General features: G+C 55.8%; 16 protein-coding genes. 5 read left to right on the forward strand and 11 right to left on the reverse strand.

Annotated elements, in window-relative coordinates:
* The first annotated feature begins 83 nt into the window (after nt 1-83).
* The 4 genes from ACYVB2_RS06970 to ACYVB2_RS06985 are packed head-to-tail and all read left to right on the forward strand — an operon-like array spanning nt 84 to nt 7,479.
* Nucleotides 84-2,225, forward strand: coding sequence for a DctP family TRAP transporter solute-binding subunit (locus ACYVB2_RS06970; RefSeq protein WP_382430157.1), 2,142 nt, complete (start codon nt 84-86; stop codon nt 2,223-2,225).
* A complete protein-coding gene (locus ACYVB2_RS06975; RefSeq protein WP_382430155.1) occupies nt 2,222-5,962 on the forward strand; it encodes a hybrid sensor histidine kinase/response regulator in 3,741 nt (1,246 codons plus the stop codon). The genes ACYVB2_RS06970 and ACYVB2_RS06975 overlap by 4 nt, the downstream gene beginning before the upstream one ends.
* Nucleotides 5,963-5,981: 19 nt before the next feature.
* Nucleotides 5,982-7,064, forward strand: a complete 1,083-nt coding sequence (locus ACYVB2_RS06980) for a response regulator (protein WP_382430153.1) — start codon at nt 5,982-5,984, stop codon at nt 7,062-7,064.
* 37 nt (nt 7,065-7,101) lie between these two features.
* Nucleotides 7,102-7,479 carry a Gfo/Idh/MocA family oxidoreductase gene (locus tag ACYVB2_RS06985; protein ID WP_382430151.1) on the forward strand — a complete coding sequence of 126 codons (378 nt, stop codon included), beginning with the start codon at nt 7,102-7,104 and terminating at the stop codon, nt 7,477-7,479.
* A 122-nt stretch (nt 7,480-7,601) separates the two neighbouring features.
* Here the strand turns inward: ACYVB2_RS06985 and ACYVB2_RS06990 are convergent, their stop codons facing one another.
* The 11 genes from ACYVB2_RS06990 to fnr form a co-directional block, all read right to left on the reverse strand.
* A complete protein-coding gene (locus tag ACYVB2_RS06990) occupies nt 7,602-8,303 on the reverse strand; it encodes a Bax inhibitor-1/YccA family protein (RefSeq protein WP_382430149.1) in 702 nt (233 codons plus the stop codon).
* 231 nt (nt 8,304-8,534) lie between these two features.
* Nucleotides 8,535-8,765, reverse strand: coding sequence for a hemin uptake protein HemP (gene hemP, locus ACYVB2_RS06995; protein WP_382430147.1), 231 nt, complete (start codon nt 8,763-8,765; stop codon nt 8,535-8,537).
* A 24-nt stretch (nt 8,766-8,789) separates the two neighbouring features.
* Nucleotides 8,790-9,197, reverse strand: a complete 408-nt coding sequence (locus ACYVB2_RS07000) for an ExbD/TolR family protein (RefSeq protein WP_382430145.1) — start codon at nt 9,195-9,197, stop codon at nt 8,790-8,792.
* Nucleotides 9,198-9,199: 2 nt separating this feature from the next.
* Nucleotides 9,200-9,922, reverse strand: a complete 723-nt coding sequence (locus ACYVB2_RS07005; RefSeq protein WP_382430143.1) for a MotA/TolQ/ExbB proton channel family protein — start codon at nt 9,920-9,922, stop codon at nt 9,200-9,202.
* Between the two features lie 24 nt (nt 9,923-9,946).
* The gene (locus tag ACYVB2_RS07010) at nt 9,947-10,666 is read right to left on the reverse strand and encodes an energy transducer TonB (RefSeq protein WP_382430141.1); all 720 of its coding nucleotides are present in this window, start codon (nt 10,664-10,666) and stop codon (nt 9,947-9,949) included.
* A gap of 140 nt (nt 10,667-10,806) precedes the next feature.
* A complete protein-coding gene (locus tag ACYVB2_RS07015) occupies nt 10,807-11,031 on the reverse strand; it encodes a (2Fe-2S)-binding protein (RefSeq protein ID WP_382430139.1) in 225 nt (74 codons plus the stop codon).
* A gap of 97 nt (nt 11,032-11,128) precedes the next feature.
* Complete coding sequence (locus ACYVB2_RS07020; RefSeq protein ID WP_460535857.1) at nt 11,129-12,259, reverse strand: alpha-hydroxy acid oxidase; 1,131 nt, start codon at nt 12,257-12,259, stop codon at nt 11,129-11,131.
* A 9-nt stretch (nt 12,260-12,268) separates the two neighbouring features.
* The gene (locus ACYVB2_RS07025) at nt 12,269-12,958 is read right to left on the reverse strand and encodes a Fe2+-dependent dioxygenase (protein ID WP_382430135.1); all 690 of its coding nucleotides are present in this window, start codon (nt 12,956-12,958) and stop codon (nt 12,269-12,271) included.
* Nucleotides 12,959-12,993: 35 nt separating this feature from the next.
* Nucleotides 12,994-15,159 (reverse strand): TonB-dependent receptor, encoded by a 2,166-nt coding sequence (locus tag ACYVB2_RS07030; protein ID WP_382430506.1) that lies wholly within the window; start codon nt 15,157-15,159, stop codon nt 12,994-12,996.
* A gap of 277 nt (nt 15,160-15,436) precedes the next feature.
* Nucleotides 15,437-15,814, reverse strand: coding sequence for an SWIB/MDM2 domain-containing protein (locus ACYVB2_RS07035; protein ID WP_460535860.1), 378 nt, complete (start codon nt 15,812-15,814; stop codon nt 15,437-15,439).
* Between the two features lie 172 nt (nt 15,815-15,986).
* Entirely contained in the window at nt 15,987-16,709 is a 723-nt protein-coding gene (gene fnr / locus ACYVB2_RS07040) for a fumarate/nitrate reduction transcriptional regulator Fnr (RefSeq protein ID WP_382430131.1), read from the reverse strand.
* 224 nt (nt 16,710-16,933) lie between these two features.
* Between fnr and hemN the strand changes: the two genes are divergently transcribed.
* Entirely contained in the window at nt 16,934-18,316 is a 1,383-nt protein-coding gene (gene hemN, locus ACYVB2_RS07045; RefSeq protein ID WP_382430129.1) for an oxygen-independent coproporphyrinogen III oxidase, read from the forward strand.
* Nucleotides 18,317-18,318 lie beyond the last annotated feature (2 nt).

The following is an 18,318-nucleotide window of genomic DNA, read 5'->3' on the forward strand; positions in this document are numbered from 1 at the left end:
TGTAGCATCAACAGACAAGGGAATGGCTTATATTGGTGCCGTGGCGCGTGGTTATATCCGCACATGCCCCAAGGAATCAGAATATGTTCCCCAAAAAATTTGTAGCCACCCTCAGTTTCTTCCTGTTTTTTCTGCTGGGGTTGGTGGCATGGTGGGCACAAAACCGAGCTTCTGAAGAACCACCCGCAACAGTAAATAGCCCCGCATACACCTTACGGTTAGGGCACAACATTCCTGTAGACAGTGCGTTGCACCAAGCGGCGGTGCGCTTGGCAGAATTGGTGGCAGAACGCAGCCAGCACCAGGTCAAAATCGAGGTCTTTCCGGCACAGCAGCTTGGTACCGACGATCAAATGCTGGAAATGGCCCGCACTGGCGAATTAGACATTGTTCTGACCCCTACAGCCAAAGTCAGCACATCGGTTCCGGCCATGCAGTATGCCGACCTTCCGTTCTACTTCCCCACCCGTGAAGACCTGTATGAGATGCTCGATGGTGAGCCAGGACAAATGCTGTTGCAGCGCCTACAGTCGATTGATCTGGTGGGTGTGACATTTTGGGAAAACGGATTCAAGCATTTCACGGCCAACACACCCCTGCGTGCTCCCACTGATTTTCAGGGGCTCGACATGCGCACCATGAAAAGCCGGTTGCTGATGGAGCAATTCAAGAACCTTGGTGCCAACCCCATCCAAATTGACTTTCATGCCACACGCCAAGCCTTGGCCGATAAGGTGGTGGATGGACAAGAAAACCCTCTGGTAGCCATCGTCAGTATGGGACTGCATCAGGTGCAAAAGCACCTGACGCTCAGCAGCCACGGCTATATGGGCTATGTGGTGATGATCAGCGCCCGCAGCTTCAACAACTTACCAACCCAATGGCAGCAGCTATTGGTCAATACCGCCAAAGAACTGACCCCCTGGGAGCGGCAAGAAACCCACCGCCGAGAGGCCGCCCTGCTAGAAACCATTCGCCAAGCGGGTGTGACAGTGCATGAACTCGGCCCCACCGAGCGCGCCAAATTCAAGGCCACTATGGCCAACATACCAGCCCTGTTTGAAGATGTGATCGGCTCAGACATCCTGTCACGCACCGAAGAAATGCTCGACCGCAAGTATGGCACCGCACAACGCATTGTCATCGGACTAGATGCCGACCTGTCGCAGTATTCAGCCACAGCCGGTCTGGGCTTTCGGCGCGGCGCTCATCTGGCTATTGACGAAATCAATGCGGCCGGTGGGGTGCTAGGTCGGCCACTGCAATTGATAGCACGCGACCATAAGGGCTTGCCCAGTTTGGGGGTCAGCAATATCAATGCCTTTGCAGCACAACCCGAGGTCGTGGCTGTGTTGGGGGGGGTGCAGTCTGCGGTGGTTATGGCAGAAAAGGAGCCGGCAAGCACCACAGGGTTGCCATTGCTGGTGGCGTGGGCATCGGTCGGCGATCTGTTCACACCCCATCAGCCCCCTGGCCCCGTGTTCAGGCTCTCTGCCGACGATCGGCTGGCGGCGCCGTTCATCATGAACCACTTATTGCAGCAGCGTTATCGCCGTCCTGCCATCCTGCGAGAAAACACGGTGTGGGGCCGCGTTAACCTAGAGCGGATGCAAGAATACCTGCAACAGTCTGGCCATGATTTTGTACAGGTGGAATCGTTCAACCGTGGACAAACTGACTTCAACGACGTGCTGCGCCGCATCGAGCGGTCTGGCGCCGATGTATTGGTGCTGGTGGCGACTGGGGCCGAAGGGGGACAGGTGGTGCAAACCTTGGCGCAACGCTCGTCTGCACTGCCAGTCATTTCACATTGGGGCATCAGTTCTGGCAATTTCTGGGCAGCCAATCGGGAGGCTCTGAGCAAAATCGACATGCGGTTTTTTCAGACATTTACCTTCATCGGTAATCCCCGTCCACAAAGCCAACGGTTAGCCGAAAAATACCAAAACCGCTATGGAGTGGCATCGCTGCGAGAAGTCGCAGCCCCACAGGCAGTGGCACAAACCTATGATTTGGTGCATTTACTGGCACGGGCCATTGCTCAGGCAGGCAGCACCGACCGGCTGGCAGTGCGCCAGGCGCTCGAGAAATTGCCCCCCATGGAGGGGGCCGTGCGCCGCTATGCCCCCGCCTTCAGCACAACACGCCATGATGCGCTGGATGCAGAAAACTACCACATGGCCCGTTTTGCAGAAGACGGGGCCATTCTGATGGTGTCGCCATGAAAGCACCCCACAACACCCAAAATGCTGGGGTAGAGCGGCTGCTCGGTATGCGCCGCAGTCTCAAACGGCGGGTGATTTTGCAAGTCTGTGCGTTGGTGTCTGCCACCATGCTGCTCCTGACCGTAGCAGTGGCCCTGATGATGGATGCACAGCTCGGACGCCAGATGCAAAATAGCTTGCGCGACATGGCACGCTCTTCGCTGGTATTGCTGGAGGCCCGCATCACCGCTCTGGTAGAGAACACCGAACGGTTGGCCGACAATCCGTTGGTGGTCAATGGCCTGATGGATCAACAAGGCCGCGAGACCTATCTGCCACAGTTGGCCCGCAATTTTGCCCAAGGCCGAGAAGTGGTAGCGTTTTCGTTGGTCGATTTTGATGCCCAGCCAGTCTACCAGTGGCACACCGAACACATTGAGTACAACGCCTCACCAGAACTACGCAATGCCTTGAGCATGGGGCGTCGGGTGCTCTTTGTGCGCCCTTCCAATAAGCGCCTGGTGGTCATGGTGCCGATCACGTTCTACAAAACCGTCCAAGGTGCGGTGGTGGTGGAGTTTGACCTGCCCGCCCTGACCATGAACCAATCCCCTGGCTATCCACAAGCCTGCTACCACCTGCTCATGGGCACAGAGACATTGCTGGTGCATAACCACACCTCCACCCAGACCTATATCCATCAAATATTGGGGCCGGAGGCGGCAGCCACGCCTTTGCTCAAGATACTCAATCTCCGTCTGGAAATTGGTTTGCCCGAATCCGTACACCGCCAAGCCGTCTGGGCGGTGGTAGAGGGCTTTTTGCTGATTGGGGTGTTTTTGCTGCTTGGAGCCCTGCTACTGGCTGCCTGGATGGGCAACTCCATCACCACCCCCATACTCACTTTGTACCAACGCATCACCGGCAAGGATGTGAACACACCGCTGGATGCACCACTGGGCACTGACGACGAATTGGAGGAGCTGGCCCGTGGTTTTGCGCAGCGCACCGCCGAATTGCATGCCATTCAGAACCAACTCGAAGTACGTGTGCAACGCCGCACAGCCGAATTGAGCAGCACTACCGCCCAACTGGTAGAGAGCCGCATCATGTTGGAAAGCGCCCAAGAAATGACGCATTTGGGCAGCTGGGTATGGGACTTGCACGATGGCACCCAACGCTGGTCTGATGAGCTCTACCGGATTTTGGGTTACACCCCCGCAAAAGTTGCCAGCACTCCCGCCCAGTTTTTACAAGCAGTGCATCCCCAAGACCGGACGATGGTAGAGCAAGCACTGCTCTCGGCCCAAGAAACACCGGGAGCTGCATGGCAAATTGAGTACCGCATCTTGCGTGCCGTCACCGGCGAAGAGCGCCATGTGCAACAGGTAGCCCAGGTGCTGTGTGATGCCGAGGGCAAACCATTGCGCATGCTGGGGGCAATGCTCGACATCACCAGCCGCAAGCGCAGCGAACAACAATTACAGCAGGCACAAAGCGAAGCCGAAGCGGCCAACCGTGCCAAATCAGACTTTCTGGCCAACATGAGCCACGAGATCCGCACTCCACTGAACGTCATCACGGGCATGGTGCATCTGGCCCTAGAGACCCAACTCTCTGACCGCCAGCGCAATTACCTGGTCAAGGTACACCGCTCTGCCCAATCACTGCTGGGCCTGATCAATGACATTCTGGATTTCTCTAAGATCGAAGCACGCAAACTCACACTAGAGCAAGTCTGTTTTAACTTGCAAGACGTGCTGGAGGATTTCTCCGGGATGGTGGGCCTACGGGCAGAAGAAAAAGGCCTTGAACTGTTGTTCGACATTCCGCCCCACCTTCCGCGTGAATTGACAGGTGACCCATTGCGTCTGGGCCAAGTGCTGACCAACATTGGTTACAACGCGGTCAAGTTCACTGAGCATGGTGAAATCGTGCTAGGCGTTCGGATCATGCACCAAGCCCACGCAACCACCGATGAGCGCACCACATTGGTGTTGCATTTCATGATCCGCGACACCGGCATTGGTATCAGCCAAGAGCAGCAGGAACGGCTGTTTCACAACTTCACCCAAGCAGACAGCTCCACCACCCGCCGCTATGGCGGGACTGGGCTGGGTCTGGCCATTTCCAAAAATCTGGTCGAGATGATGGGAGGACAGATTTGGGTCGAAAGCACCTTGGGCCAAGGCAGCACCTTCCATTTCACTTGGCCCACCATTGGTTGTGCCAAGCACACCGACGAGCGGCTGCCACTGACACCACCACTGCAAGGCCAACGGGTGCTGGTGGTAGACGACAACGAAAGTGCCCGTGAAATCCTCGCCCGCATGGTCACGGCCCTACATTTTGAGGCCAGTGTGGCAGACAGCGGTGCCAATGCCCTGACCCACATCGTGCAAGCCCAACAAAGGGGGCAACCCTATGCCGTGGTGTTGATGGATTGGATGATGCCAGAAATGGATGGTTTGGAATGCGTCCGTCTGCTGCGCAACCAATTGCCACCAGAACAATGGCCCAAGATGGTGATAGTCACGGCACGCGATCCAGAAGACCTGCCCGACCGTACCGGCATTGAAGAAGTCTTGGCCAAGCCCGTCACGCCCTCCACCTTGCTCGAAACGCTGCTGCGAGTGCATGGCCATGCAGTGCCAGTGCGCACCCACCGCACGTTGCGCAATGAGGAGTTGCGTGCGCTCATGGAGAGCCTGCACGGTGCCCATCTGCTGCTGGCAGAAGACAACGAACTTAACCAAGAATTGGCAGTAGACCTGCTGGCCGAAGCCCAGATCACCACACGCATTGCCAACAACGGGCAAGAAGCCCTAGACTGGCTCGCCAAAGAAGCATTTGATGGTGTGCTGATGGATCTGCAAATGCCAGTCATGGATGGTTATGCGGCCACACAGGCCATCCGTCGCTCCGAATGGGCCGATCTGCCAGTGATCGCCATGACAGCCAATGTCATGGCCGGTGACCGCGACAAGGCGATGGCCGCCGGCCTCAATGACCAAATTGGCAAACCGCTGGATGTGGTGCAAATGTTCACCACCATTGCCAAGTGGATTCATCCCCATGTGCGTAGCCCCCTCCCATCGGCAATGCCAGTGCCAGCCGCGCCCCCACCCACCACCGCCCCTCCAACAGACGCCTTGCCCACACGCCTAACGGGTATCGACTTGGAGGCTGGACTGCGGCTGTCCAATGGCAACCGTGCCACCTACAGAAAACTGCTGGTACTCTTTCAGCAAGGTCAACAAGACTTTTCAGCCCAATTTCACAACGCCCTGCAAACCCAAGACTGGCCCACCGCCAACCGCTTGGCGCATACGCTCAAAAGCGTCTCTGCCACGGTGGGTGCGCAGGCATTGTCTGAAGCAGCCAAAGAACTGGAACTGGCCTGCCGTGAACAGCAACCCCTGACACAAGTGGAACAATTCTTGCAGGAAGTGGTTGCACAGCTCACACCCGTGATAGAAGGGCTGACGGATCTGACATCGCCACCAGCAGTGGCAGAAGCTACACCGCAGATCAACCGCCAGCAATTGCACCATTTGCTCTTGCCATTGCGCGAACTATTGTCCTCGGGCAATACAGAGGCTCTTGATTTGATGGAAGAATTACAAACCCGCTATGGCCTGTCTGACCAGCACTTCAAAGAACTGGAAAAGAAAGCCAGAGTGTTCGATTTTCAAGGCGCCTGCGATACGCTGGATGAATGGATGATCGACCTTGCGCCCAACCGGGAGTCACAATAAAGAGAGGGAGCGTACGCTCATGCCAGAGAAACGGCAAATTGTTCTAGTAGTGGATGATACCCCCGAAAATATCGAGATATTGCGTCAGTTGTTGCGCACTGACTACACCATCCACGCAGCCATCTCTGGAGAAAAAGGGCTGGAGATCGCCCGCAAGCTGCCCCAACCAGACATCATTCTGCTGGACATCATGATGCCCGGCATTGACGGTTACGAAGTCTGTCGACAACTCAAGCATGACCCCACCACGGCGCATATTCCGGTTGTCTTTATCAGTGCGCTCGACCAAGTGGGGCATGAAACCCTAGGGCTTGAATTGGGTGCTGTGGACTACATTCGCAAACCATTTGAACCCGTACTGGTCAAAGCCAGGGTGCGCAACCACTTGGTACTAAAACGCTACGAACAACAACTAGAAGAACTGGTGCGCGCTCGCACAGCCGAGTTGGCCTTGACACAGCAAATCACCATTGAAGCCTTGGCCAATCTGGCGGAGTTTCGGGATAACGAAACTGGGGGACATATCAAGCGCACACAAAATTATGTGCGTGCGCTCACGCAGCATCTCAGCCACCACGGCCCTTACCAACATTTGTTAGATCCTGTCAGTGTCGAAATGCTCTACCGCTGCGCACCACTGCACGATATTGGCAAAGTCGCAATCCGGGATGTGGTTTTGCTCAAGCCAGGACGCCTGACCCCCGAAGAATTTGAAGAGATGAAGCAGCATGTCATCTATGGGGCCAAAGCTTTGGAAGTAGCTGAAGGCACCCAAAGCGAGAGCGTATTTTTGCAATGTGCCCGTCAAATCATTTTGGGACACCACGAACGCTGGGACGGCAAAGGCTATCCGCAAGGGCTCAAAGGCTCCGAAATTCCACTGCCTGGCCGTATTATGGCGGTGGCCGATGTCTATGATGCACTGATCAGCCGCCGGGTATACAAACCAGCCTATTCACACACAAAGGCTACAGAAATCATTGTCGAAGGCAGTGGTAGCCATTTTGACCCGGTTGTTGTAGATGCCTTTATTGCGCTGGGTGATGAGTTCCGCATGATTGCATTGACCCATGCCGACGAAGGAATGGAAACTTGGATCTAACAATGGATCTCTCACTGGATAACAAAGGAGCGATGGTATGGCTGATTTTCGTGTGGTGGTGATTGGCGCTGGTGAAACTGGCACCCCATTACTTCAACAATTGCTGAGTGCAAGTTTTGTCAAAGTGCTGGGGGTGGCTGATCTGAACCCTCAGCAACCCGGCATAGCCTTGGCACAAGCACATGGAGTGCGTGTTACCACCGACTTTATGGAGCTGCTTGCTTTGGGTACAGAGGTTGATATCGTGATTGATGTCACGGGTGTGGGTGCAGTGCGTGAGGCACTGCGCAAAGCAATGGTCAACACAGGCAATCGGCACACCATTCTGATGCACGAAAACATTGCCATGCTCATGATGTCTCTTTCAGCAGGCAAGCTGATTCAGGGAAAACATGGGGACACAGATTACACCTAAACCACTCTGTGCTGCATGGTGCCCATGCCTAAAGAAAAAGGGCCGGTTCAACACCGGCCCTTTTTCTATGTGCAACCCTATTGCATGCTCAAAGGTTGACTTGTGGAAATTTTCGAAAAATTTTATTCGCGCTCACCACCAAAGATACCCAGCAGTGCCAACAAGCTCTGGAATACATTAAAGATGTCCATATACAGTGCCAAGGTGGCGCTGATGTAGTTGGTTTCGCCACCATCAATGATTTGCTTGAGGTCATACAGCATATAGGCACTGAAAATGCCAATGGCGGCCACCGAAATAGCCATCATGCCTGCACTAGAACCAACAAACACGTTGATAACGGCACCCGCCATCAACACCAAAGTGCCCACCATCAACCATTTGCCCATACCAGACAAATCACGCTTGATAACGCTAGCCAAGCTAGCCATCACGACAAATACCCCAGCAGTGCCTGCAAAAGCAGTCATGATCAGTTCGGAGCCATTTTTGAAACCCAGCACCGAACCAATCAGACGTGACAACATCAAGCCCATGAAGAAGGTAAAAGCCAACAACACGGGAACGCCCATCGCGGAATGCTTGGTTTTTTCGATGGCAAACATAAAACCGAAGGCACCCGCCATGAACACAATCATGCCCATCATGCCGCCCAGCATGGAGGTAATGCCAGTAGCCACCCCCACCCAAGCACCCAACACGGTGGGCACCAAGCTCAAGGCCAACAACCAATAAGTATTGCGCAGCACCTTGTGGCGCTGCTCCTGCGAAATGCCGTAGCCATAGTCCGCAGAGGAGTAGAGGGTGGAAACGCGGTCGTTCATCGATATGCTCCTGAGTGACCTGCACAGCGCAGGCGTCTGGATTCTAGGTGGGGACTTTCCTGCAAGAGTCAATACCCCCACAAATCGTGGCAAGAATCAATACAGTTGATTCACCCCATCCCACAAAGTTCCCATGGAAAAAAAGCCTGGCTACGCGGCAAAAAACCGTTGGCTGGCCAAAACGACCCTGACGGGCTTGCAACAAACCCGGGAGTCGCCCCACGATGAAACCTACTTGGTCAAAATCAATTTACCCAAACGGGTGGCCTGCAAACGGTACACACTGCCATTGTGTGCAATAGTCACCGTCTTGCGGCCTTGCAATAAGTCTCGGCTGTCCAAGGTATCCTGTGGCGCTGCGCCATGTCCCTCCAAAGCGGCAGAGGTAGGCAAATCTTGGGGGGTCGCGCCCAAGGCCACAGCAAAATAAGGCGAAGCACTGGTCAGACTGGCGGCGTACATGGTCTTCATACTCCAAAGCAAGGGTTACTGGGGATCTGTGACAAAGCCGATTTTGCGCACCCCGGCCCGTTGGGCGCTAGCCATCGCTTGGGCTACACGCTCATAACGCACGGTTTTATCGCCCCGGATATGCAAGTCAGGCTGCGGCTCTTTGGCGGCTTCGGTTTTCAACATCGCCTCCAGCTCCGCATCCTCTACTGGTGCGCCATTGAGAAAATAAGCGCCATCTGCCGCTACGCTCAGGCGCACCGTTTCGGGTTTGATGAGTTCGGGCTGATTGCTGGCACGGGGCAAATCTACATTCACCGAATGCTTCATCACCGGCACGGTGATGATGAAAATGATAAGCAACACCAGCATGACGTCCACCAACGGTGTCATGTTGATCTCGTTCATCACCTCATCGGTGTCGTCCTGGGTTCCAAACGCCATGCTCAAGCTCCTTTCTTCAAGGCATGGACATTGCCTGCTGCCTCGGTGTTGCCAGAAACGCGCGCACCCGTCACGCAATAAGCATGGAGGTCATGGGCAAAGCTATTCAGACGATTCAGGATGGACTTGTTTCCTCGCACCAGTGCGTTGTAGCCCAGCACGGCTGGAATGGCTACAGCCAACCCCAGTGCCGTCATGATGAGCGCCTCACCAATAGGGCCAGCCACTTTGTCAATCGTAGATTGGCCCGAAGCACCAATGGCAATCAAGGCATGGTAGATGCCCCAAACCGTGCCAAACAGACCAATAAAAGGGGCCGTAGAACCCACCGAGGCCAAAATAGCCAGCCCCGATTGCAGACGGGCCGTGAACTCATCAATGCTGTTGCGCAGGCAGCCCGTGACCCAATCACTCACATCCAAGCTGTCGTGCAACTGGCCTTTGGTATTGCGGTGGTGGGCAGTGGCCTCGCGCCCCTCAATGGCCAACTGGCGAAAAGGATTGGCTGGATCAGCACCGAGCTTTTCCAACCCGGCGGCAAAATCTTCACTGTGCCAAAAACCCAAGGCAGCCCGTGCGTGTTTCTTGAATTTCATGATGTCCAGCGCCTTGACGATGATGACAATCCACGATGCCAGCGACATGCCCAGCAGCAGTACCGCGACCAAACGGGTCACAAAGTCACCCTGCATCCAGACGTGGGCCAAGCCAAATTGCGATTCCATGAAAACTCCTGACGATGGATTTGATTATTCGAGAACAAAATTGATCGGCACCAGATTCCACATGGTCTCGGGCACGCCGTTGCGCTTGCCTGGCACAAAGCGCCAGCGCATCACGGCCTCTTGGGCTTGGCGATCCAATCGGTCATAGCCACTCGATTGCTGTAATTCCACTTTCTGTGGCAGACCATCAGCACCAATGAGCACACGCAGCACAACCTTGCCTTGCTCGCCCATGCGCTTGCTGATGGCAGGATAGGCTGGGGCCGGATTTTGCAGATAGGCGGCATGGCTTGACGGCAATTCAATCCGGGGCGGTGCCGGTGGAGCAGGCGGTGCTGGAGGGGCCGGTGGCGCTACTGGTGCAGGTGCTGCGGGTGCAGGCGTTGGCACGGCCTCACTGGCCTGCACCACAGGGGCATTGGGGGTGGCAGGGGCTTGAGCCACAGGCAACGGCATAGGTGCCGGTGCAGGCCGAGGCACTGGTGTTTTGACAACCGCCGGACGGGGCAAGGGCGGTGTTTTTGGTGCTGGCGGTGCCGGGGGGGGAGGTGCTGGTGGAGGTGCCGCAACGATCACCTCGGCCACCACTTCCGCAGGCACCACCACGTCTTGTGGAACCGCCTTGCGCAATAACCCGGCCTCTAAAGTCCATAACCCGACGGCATGGGCCAACACCACGCCAGAAGCAATGAATGCATGGCGCGCAGAAACGGCAGGAAAAGCAAAACGATCAGAAGAAGACATAGAACCATCAATAACGGCCAGCACCCAAAGCCAATATGAAACTCAAACCCCGTGGCACCTGCTCAACGGTGAAATATCCACCAAGCAGAAACCACTACCAACAGGGCACTTCCTGCCAAGATGGACAGCATCATGGCGCATCACACCCCAGCCCCATGGGAATGGGGGGCGGCCAACATATTGTGCAAAGCGGCCACAGGTCGACTGGCATGGCACTGCGCCACCACCTCTCGGGCACAGCCCTCACAGCGGCCACATTGGGTAGCCACACCCAGCTCGAACTGGATGTCGTCAAAGCCCATCCCTGCATGGGCATGGCGGGCGATTTCACGGTCAGAGACACGGCGGCAGACACAAACGATCATGGCAAAACACCAAATCAAGACTGGCAGTTAAAAGACAGCCTGATTATAAATGAGAATTTTTCTCATTCAATAAAGTCTATGCCATCAAGATGGGATTTCATCGAATGCCCAAAGGAGGCATAGGCAAAGAAACAGCAGCCACGTCCGCCAACGTAGCGCAACCCATCAGCGCCATCGTGGCTTCCAACTCATCACGCAACAGGCGCAGCACATGGGCCACCCCCGCTGCCCCCGCGTTGGTCAGCCCATGAATGGCCGGCCGCCCCACCAGCACCGCACTGGCCCCCAGCGCCAGCGCCTTGAACACGTCAGTGCCTCGGCGAATGCCACCATCGACCAACACAGGCAAGCGCCCCTCTACAGCCTGCACTACAGCAGGCAAGGCTTGGGCTGTGGTGATAGCGGTGTCTAGCGTGCGTCCACCGTGGTTAGAAACCACCAGACCCGCCACACCAATAGCCGCAGCTTGTCGGGCATCCTCCGGATGGAGCACACCCTTGAGCAGTACCGGCAAACGGGTAATGGATTGCAGCCATTGCACATCTTCCCAAGTAGGGGCATCGTGCAAGAGATCATGGAATAAAGCACTTTGTCCGCCCTGCAAGGGCCGTGCTGGGCGCGGGGCTAAGCCATCCAAATTGACAGCACGAATGCCGGGGGGCAACTGAAACCCCGCCCGACGCTCCCGGTCACGAATACCACTGACGGGGGCATCCACTGTCAATACCAAGGCTTCATAGCCGGCAGCCTCAGCCCGCTGCACCAAAGCACGGGTAAAGCCCCGATCATGCTGTAAATACAGTTGAAACCAGAGAGCACCACGGCCCGGATCTGCCAGAAAAGCATCGGCCACCGTTTCCAGCGGTGTGCTGGCTTGGGTGCTCAACACCATACCTGCCCCCAAAGCGGCAGCAGCATAGGCGGTAGCCACTTCACCATCCACATGGGCCAGCCGCTGAAAAGCCACTGGGGCCAACATAATTGGATGGGCCAGCGTGCGCCCTAACAAGGCAACCCGGGTATGCCCACCTGCCACACGCTGCAACACACGTGGTTGCAGCCTCCAAGCATCCCACGCTGTGCGATTGGCTTGCAAGGTGATTTCATCACCGGCACCACCGCCAAAATAGGCCCAAGCGTTATCGTCAAGGCGTTGTTGGGCTAATTGCTCGTGGTCGGCCAAATTGACAATGCCCGCAGGCACCGATTGGCGTTTCAAGGTGTGCATCATCGGGCGTTAGACATCAGCCCACATGCGCAGCAGGTTGTGGTAGGTGCCCGTCAGGCCCACTACAGCAGGCGCGCCTTCGCCCACCGCAGCGCGCAAGCGCAGCAAGTCCATGTCCATGTCAAACAACAACTGGCGCTGCTCAAGCGAGCGCACCATACTCTCAATCCAGAAAAAACTGGCAATGCGGGCACCCCGTGTGACCGGCGCCACTTGGTGTACGGTAGAACTGGGATACAGCACCATATCACCCGCAGGCAATTTGATGGCCCGCTCTCCTTGGGCCTCACGAATGAGCAATTCACCACCGTCATACTCTTGTGGCTCAGCCAGAAAAATCGTGCACGACAAGTCGCTACGCACCCATTGCTCAGGGTAATGCGAGCGCAACACAGCACCATCCACATGGTTGCCATAAAAGTTGCTGTCGCCGCTGTAACGATTGAACAGCGGGTTAAAAATCTTCTTGGGCAGGGCCGCTGAAAAGAACAAGGCATCGCGCTGCAACGCGGCCAGCACCAAGGCACGCAATTGCTGCGCTTGGGTGCTGTCTTGGGCCAATTGTTCGTTGCGCTTGTGCGCCAGCGCCTGTCCCCCCGCACTGCTGCGCCCGTCTCGCCAAGGGGCATCATCGCCCAACAAAGTGCGAGCAGTCTGAACCTCTTGCGGAGTCAGGATATTTTTCAGATGCAAAAACATACGGGGCAGACAGTGCGTTGTGTAGAAGATACCGCTTAGAAACGGGTCTTGAGCGTCAGTTGCACCGCACGGGCAGCACCGGGCGCATAGAACCCACGGTACAGGCTATCGGCATACAACTCGTCGCTCAAGTTGGTGATGTTGAGCTTGAGCGAGGTTTTCTCGTTGAAGCTGTATTCCACCATCGCATCAGCCGTGACAAAGCTGTCGGCCACCACTGCACGCGAGCCTTCCGGATTTTGCTTGCCACGGTAGTTCAAGCCAGCCCCCACACGCAACTGTGGTGTCACGGCGTAGGTTGTCCAGAAGCTGCCGCTGTGCTTGGGCGTCAGGCCAGGGCGGTCGCCCTTGACCTGGGCACCCCCACCGTTGGCGGCCAAAACCACATTGCTTTCGTCAATCTTGGCGCTGGGGATCCAAGTGTGGTTATAAAACACTTCCCAACGCGGTGTCACACGCCCGGCCAAGTTGAACTCCATCCCTGTGGCATGGCGCTTGCCCGACAACAATTGCTGGGTTGATGCGGTATCAGGGTCGGTGTTGCGTTCGTTGTATTTCTCGCTGTAGAACGCGGCCACCCCTAGGCTGGCACGCTTTTCAAACAGTTCAAACTTGCCACCAATTTCAAAATTGCGGCTTTTCTCTGCGGGGGTATTGGCTGTTTTTTCTGTGCCAGCATTCGGGTTGCCAAACTGGTAAGTGTCGCCCGACGTGTTGTACGAAGTGCCATACGACACATAGTACGAAGCCAGATCATTGGGCTGATACAAAGCACCAATGCGTGGGCTCCAGAGATCATCGGAACGGGCGTGGCTCAAGTCGGTACTGGTGTGGTACGACGCCTTGAAGTGGTCATAACGCAAACCTGCCACCAACTTGAACGCAGATGTCAGGCTCATCGTGTCTTGTGCGTACAAACTCACATTGCGCGCCGTGAAGCTGTTGTAAGCTGGCACGCCACGGGTGTCTGCACGCCAGTCGCCATTGTTGGGTGTGCCTACCGTCGTGTTCAAGCCACTGGGAGTTCCAGCAAAGTTCTGGTTGCGATCAGCGTCATCGTGGTAAACATCTACCCCGGCAATCAGTGCGTGCTTCTTACCCAGCCAGTCGAAGGTGTTGGTGTAATCACTTTGCAGTTGCGTCAAATCGCTACTGCCCACCCGACCCTTAGGGGTACGAGAGACCACCGTGCTGCTATTGATGTTTTCTAGCGTGGTGCCCGTGCCAAAGCGAATCACACTGGCCCACAAATCGCGTTCATAGGTGCCGTGGCGCAAACGGGTGTTCAGCTCGCCACGATCATCAAAACGGTGAATATGCGACAGCGTGACATACTTGGCCGAAGTGTTCAAATAATCACTGTTGAGGCCATAGTAATTCTTGGCAGGCAACGATGGGACGATCACGCCGTTGTCCAAAAACCAAGGATGGTTGTACGAAGGACGCCCCTGAATGTCCAAATAGTACAGCCCGACTGAGAACTCATCACGGGTGCCAATACCCCAACTGAAGGTGGGCGCAATGCCACGCTTTTTCTGCGTAGCACCGTGGTTGTCGGCGTTGTGCACCATGGCATTGACGCGCAGGGCTGCGTTTTCTCCCGTCTTGAAGTTAAAGTCGCCCGTCACGCGGTGTTCATTGCCCGTGCCAATGGTGTAACTGGCTTCGTGCTGATCCATCAACAATGGCGCCTTGTTGACTTGGTTAACCACGCCACCCGTCGAGCCCTTGCCAAACAACATGGAAGCAGAGCCTTTGAGCACTTCTACCCGGTCGTTGTTGAAAGTGTCGCGCTCGTACAGTGGGGCATCTTTCATGCCATCAATGTAGATGTCTCCTGCCTGGCCCAAAGAGAAGCCGCGCAAACGCACATCTTCTTCGCCGGTTTCGCCTGCCTGAAAAGTCACCCCCGAAGTGGTGCGCAGCACTTCACGGAAGTCGTCTTGGTTACGGTCGTCCATCAGGCGCTCAGTAAACACCGTGACGCTTTGCGGAATGTCGCGCAGTTCTTGCTGGCCTTTACCAATGGTGGTCTTTTTGACCTGCAAAGTGTCTTTGCTTTGGATTTGCACCGCTTCACGCACTGTCACCGCAGGCAAGGTGGCACTGGGCGCCTCGTTGGTCTGCGCCCAGCTGCCCATCGAAGTCGCCAACATCAAGGCACCCAGGGGGAGCAAAGGCTTGTCAAAACCTGCGGCCATACGGCCCGACAGCACAGCGGGCTGCAACTCGGGCATGGGGGTTGTTTTTTGCAAATGCGGTGCGGGTTTCTTTGCCAATTGGGCCTCCGTAGATAGGTCATTGCCATCGGCACCACCATTGGTGCCGATACAGGTACGAAGCAGTGGCTAGAAAAATTGGCTGTGCATCGTCGAACTGTCAATCTTAAATCAAATAACAAGTATTCTCATTCATAAGTAAAGTTCAGGCAAAAAAAAGGCCGGCAAAGCCGACCTGGTGTGCAAAGCGTGCGAACGCTTATTTCACATGCTTGCCGATCAGACCAGCCATTTCGAACATCGAAACTTGGGGCTTGCCAAACACCTTCTTGAGCTTGGCATCGGCGTTGATGTTGCGCTTGTTGGCTTCGTCTTGGAGCTTGTGCTCTTTGATGTAGGCCCACAGCTTGCTGATGATCTCTGTGCGGGGCAGGGGAGCCGCACCCACCACAGCGGCCAGTTCGGCGCTGGGGGTCAGGGGCTTCATGAAAGCCGCGTTGGGAGTGCGCTTTTTGGCAGCAGGCGCAGCCGCTTCAGCAGCGGGAGCGGCTGCAGCCTTGCCGGCCTTTACAACCTTTTCGGGTTTGGCGGCAGCAGCGGGAGCGGCCTTGGCCGGGGCTTTTTTGGGAGTTGCCATGTTGGGTTTCCTTGTGAATAACGGGCAGTGTGAACCAGCGAAAACCAGTTTCTCCACTGGCTGGAGCGATGCTACTGGGAAAAAAAGGGCTTTCCAAGGGGAGGGGCGCTTTTTTTGCCACAAACTATGACAGAAACCCAACCAATAGCCTGCCTCAGATACGGCGCAGTGCTCAATGGCAAGCTTGTTGGTTATTGACAATGCGTTTGAGCGCATCGGTGCTAAGAATGCGCACATGGCGCTGACGCACTTCTACGATGCCATCTTCCACAAACTTGGAGAAAGTGCGACTAACGGTCTCTAACTTCAGGCCCAAATAGCTACCAATCTCTTCGCGGGTCATGCGCAACACCAGTTCTGACTGCGAAAAACCACGGGCGTGCAGACGCTGTACCAAATTGAGCAAAAAGGCTGCCAAACGCTCCTCAGCCCGCATGCTGCCCAGCAACAACATCACTCCGTGCTCGCGTACGATCTCACGGCTCATGATTTTGTGGACATGGCTTTGCAAGGCCGTGACCTCACGCGAAAGCTCTTCAATCCGGTCAAAGGGCATAACGCAAACCTCTGCATCTTCCAATGCAATGGCATCGCAGGTATGTCGGTCATTGACGATGCCATCCAGACCGATGACTTCGCCTGCCATCTGAAAGCCAGTGACCTGATCGCGCCCGTCCTCGGTAGCCACACAGGTTTTGAAAAACCCTGTGCGAATGGCATACAGCGAGGTAAATGCCTCGCCATTGCGAAACAAAGTGCCACCACGCTTGATTTTGCGCCGGGTAGCCACTACTTCGTCAATGCGTTGTATTTGTGCATCCGTCAATCCCAGCGGCATGCAAAGCTCGCGCAAGTTGCAGTTGGAACAGGCGACTTTGATGGTGTGTGGATTCATGGCGACTCGGAGCTACTTCAGATAAATCAGCCACACTGCCATCCCCTTGACCCGATTGCGCAGTAAGGCATTGCTGGGGCGGGAAAGATAGTGGACATGTTCAAATTATCGCCCATCCCCCACTGCTGCCAACACAGTGCGCCTTTGGTGTTTGCTCTTGACAGACGTCAACGCCTGTCTGGCCCATTTACGGCACAGTGCATTGGCACTTAAGGAATTTTCCCATGACCGTTGTTTCCCCCGAATTGCTGACCCGGTTTGATGTGCCCGGACCGCGTTACACCTCTTACCCAACGGCAGATCGCTTTGTGGAGGCTTTTGGTGCCAACGACTATGTGCTCGCGTTGCAACAACGCAGCGTGGGAACATCGGCCAAGGCGCTGCCACTGTCGTTGTATGTGCACATCCCTTTTTGTGAATCGCTGTGCTACTACTGCGCCTGCAACAAAATTATCACCCGGCACCACGACCGGGCGGAAGTCTATCTGCGCTACCTCAGCCGTGAGGTAGAACTGCATACCGCCCATTGTGGCAAAGGCCAAGTAGTGAGCCAGCTGCATCTGGGCGGTGGCTCGCCCACCTTCTTGTCAGATGAAGGTCTGCGCGAACTGATGGCGATGTTGCGCAGCCACTTTACGTTGGCTCCCGATGGGGAGTACTCCATCGAGATTGACCCGCGCACAGTAGATGCCGGGCGGCTGGCCTTGCTGGCCGAACTGGGCTTTAACCGCCTGAGCTTTGGCGTGCAAGACTTTGACCCCGAAGTCCAAAAGGCCGTACACCGCATCCAACCTGCCGAACAGGTGTTTGCACTGGTAGATGCGGCACGCGCCTTGGGTTTCGCCTCCATCAACATCGACCTGATTTACGGCCTGCCACGCCAAACACCTGCATCGTTTGAGCGCACCTTGGCCCAAGTGGCGCAGTTGCGCCCCGATCGCATCGCGCTGTATGCTTATGCCCACCTGCCCGAACGCTTCAAGCCACAGCGGCGCATCGTATGGGCCGATTTGCCAATGGCCTCTGCCAAGGTCGCCATGTTGGCACGCTCATTAGAGGCTTTTAGTGCAGCGGGCTATGTGTATGTGGGCATGGATCATTTTGCGTTGCCCGATGATGCGTTGGCCGTAGCCAAGCGCCAAGGACGCCTGCACCGCAATTTTCAGGGCTACAGCACCCAACCCGACTGCGATCTGATTGCACTGGGCGTATCGGCCATTGGGCGTGTGGGTGCCACCTACAGCCAAAATGCCAAAACTCTGGACGAATACTACGACCACCTGAACCAAGGTCGTCTGCCCATCGTGCGAGGCTTAGCCTTGACACGCGACGACTTGGTGCGCCGTGCTGTCATCATGGCCTTGATGTGCCAAGGCGAGCTGCTGTTTGAGCCCTTAGAAGCCGCTTGGCTGATTGATTTTCGCCAGTATTTTGCCGTCGAGCTAGGCGTGCTACAAGAAATGGCCGGCCAAGGGTTGGTGATTTTCAACGCCGATGGGGTGCAAGTCACAGAGATGGGCTGGTACTTTGTACGAGGTATTGCCATGACTTTTGACCGGTATTTGCAGGCCGACCGGAACCGAACACGGTTTTCCCGCATCATCTGAAG

The organism is Giesbergeria giesbergeri, from assembly GCF_054779375.1.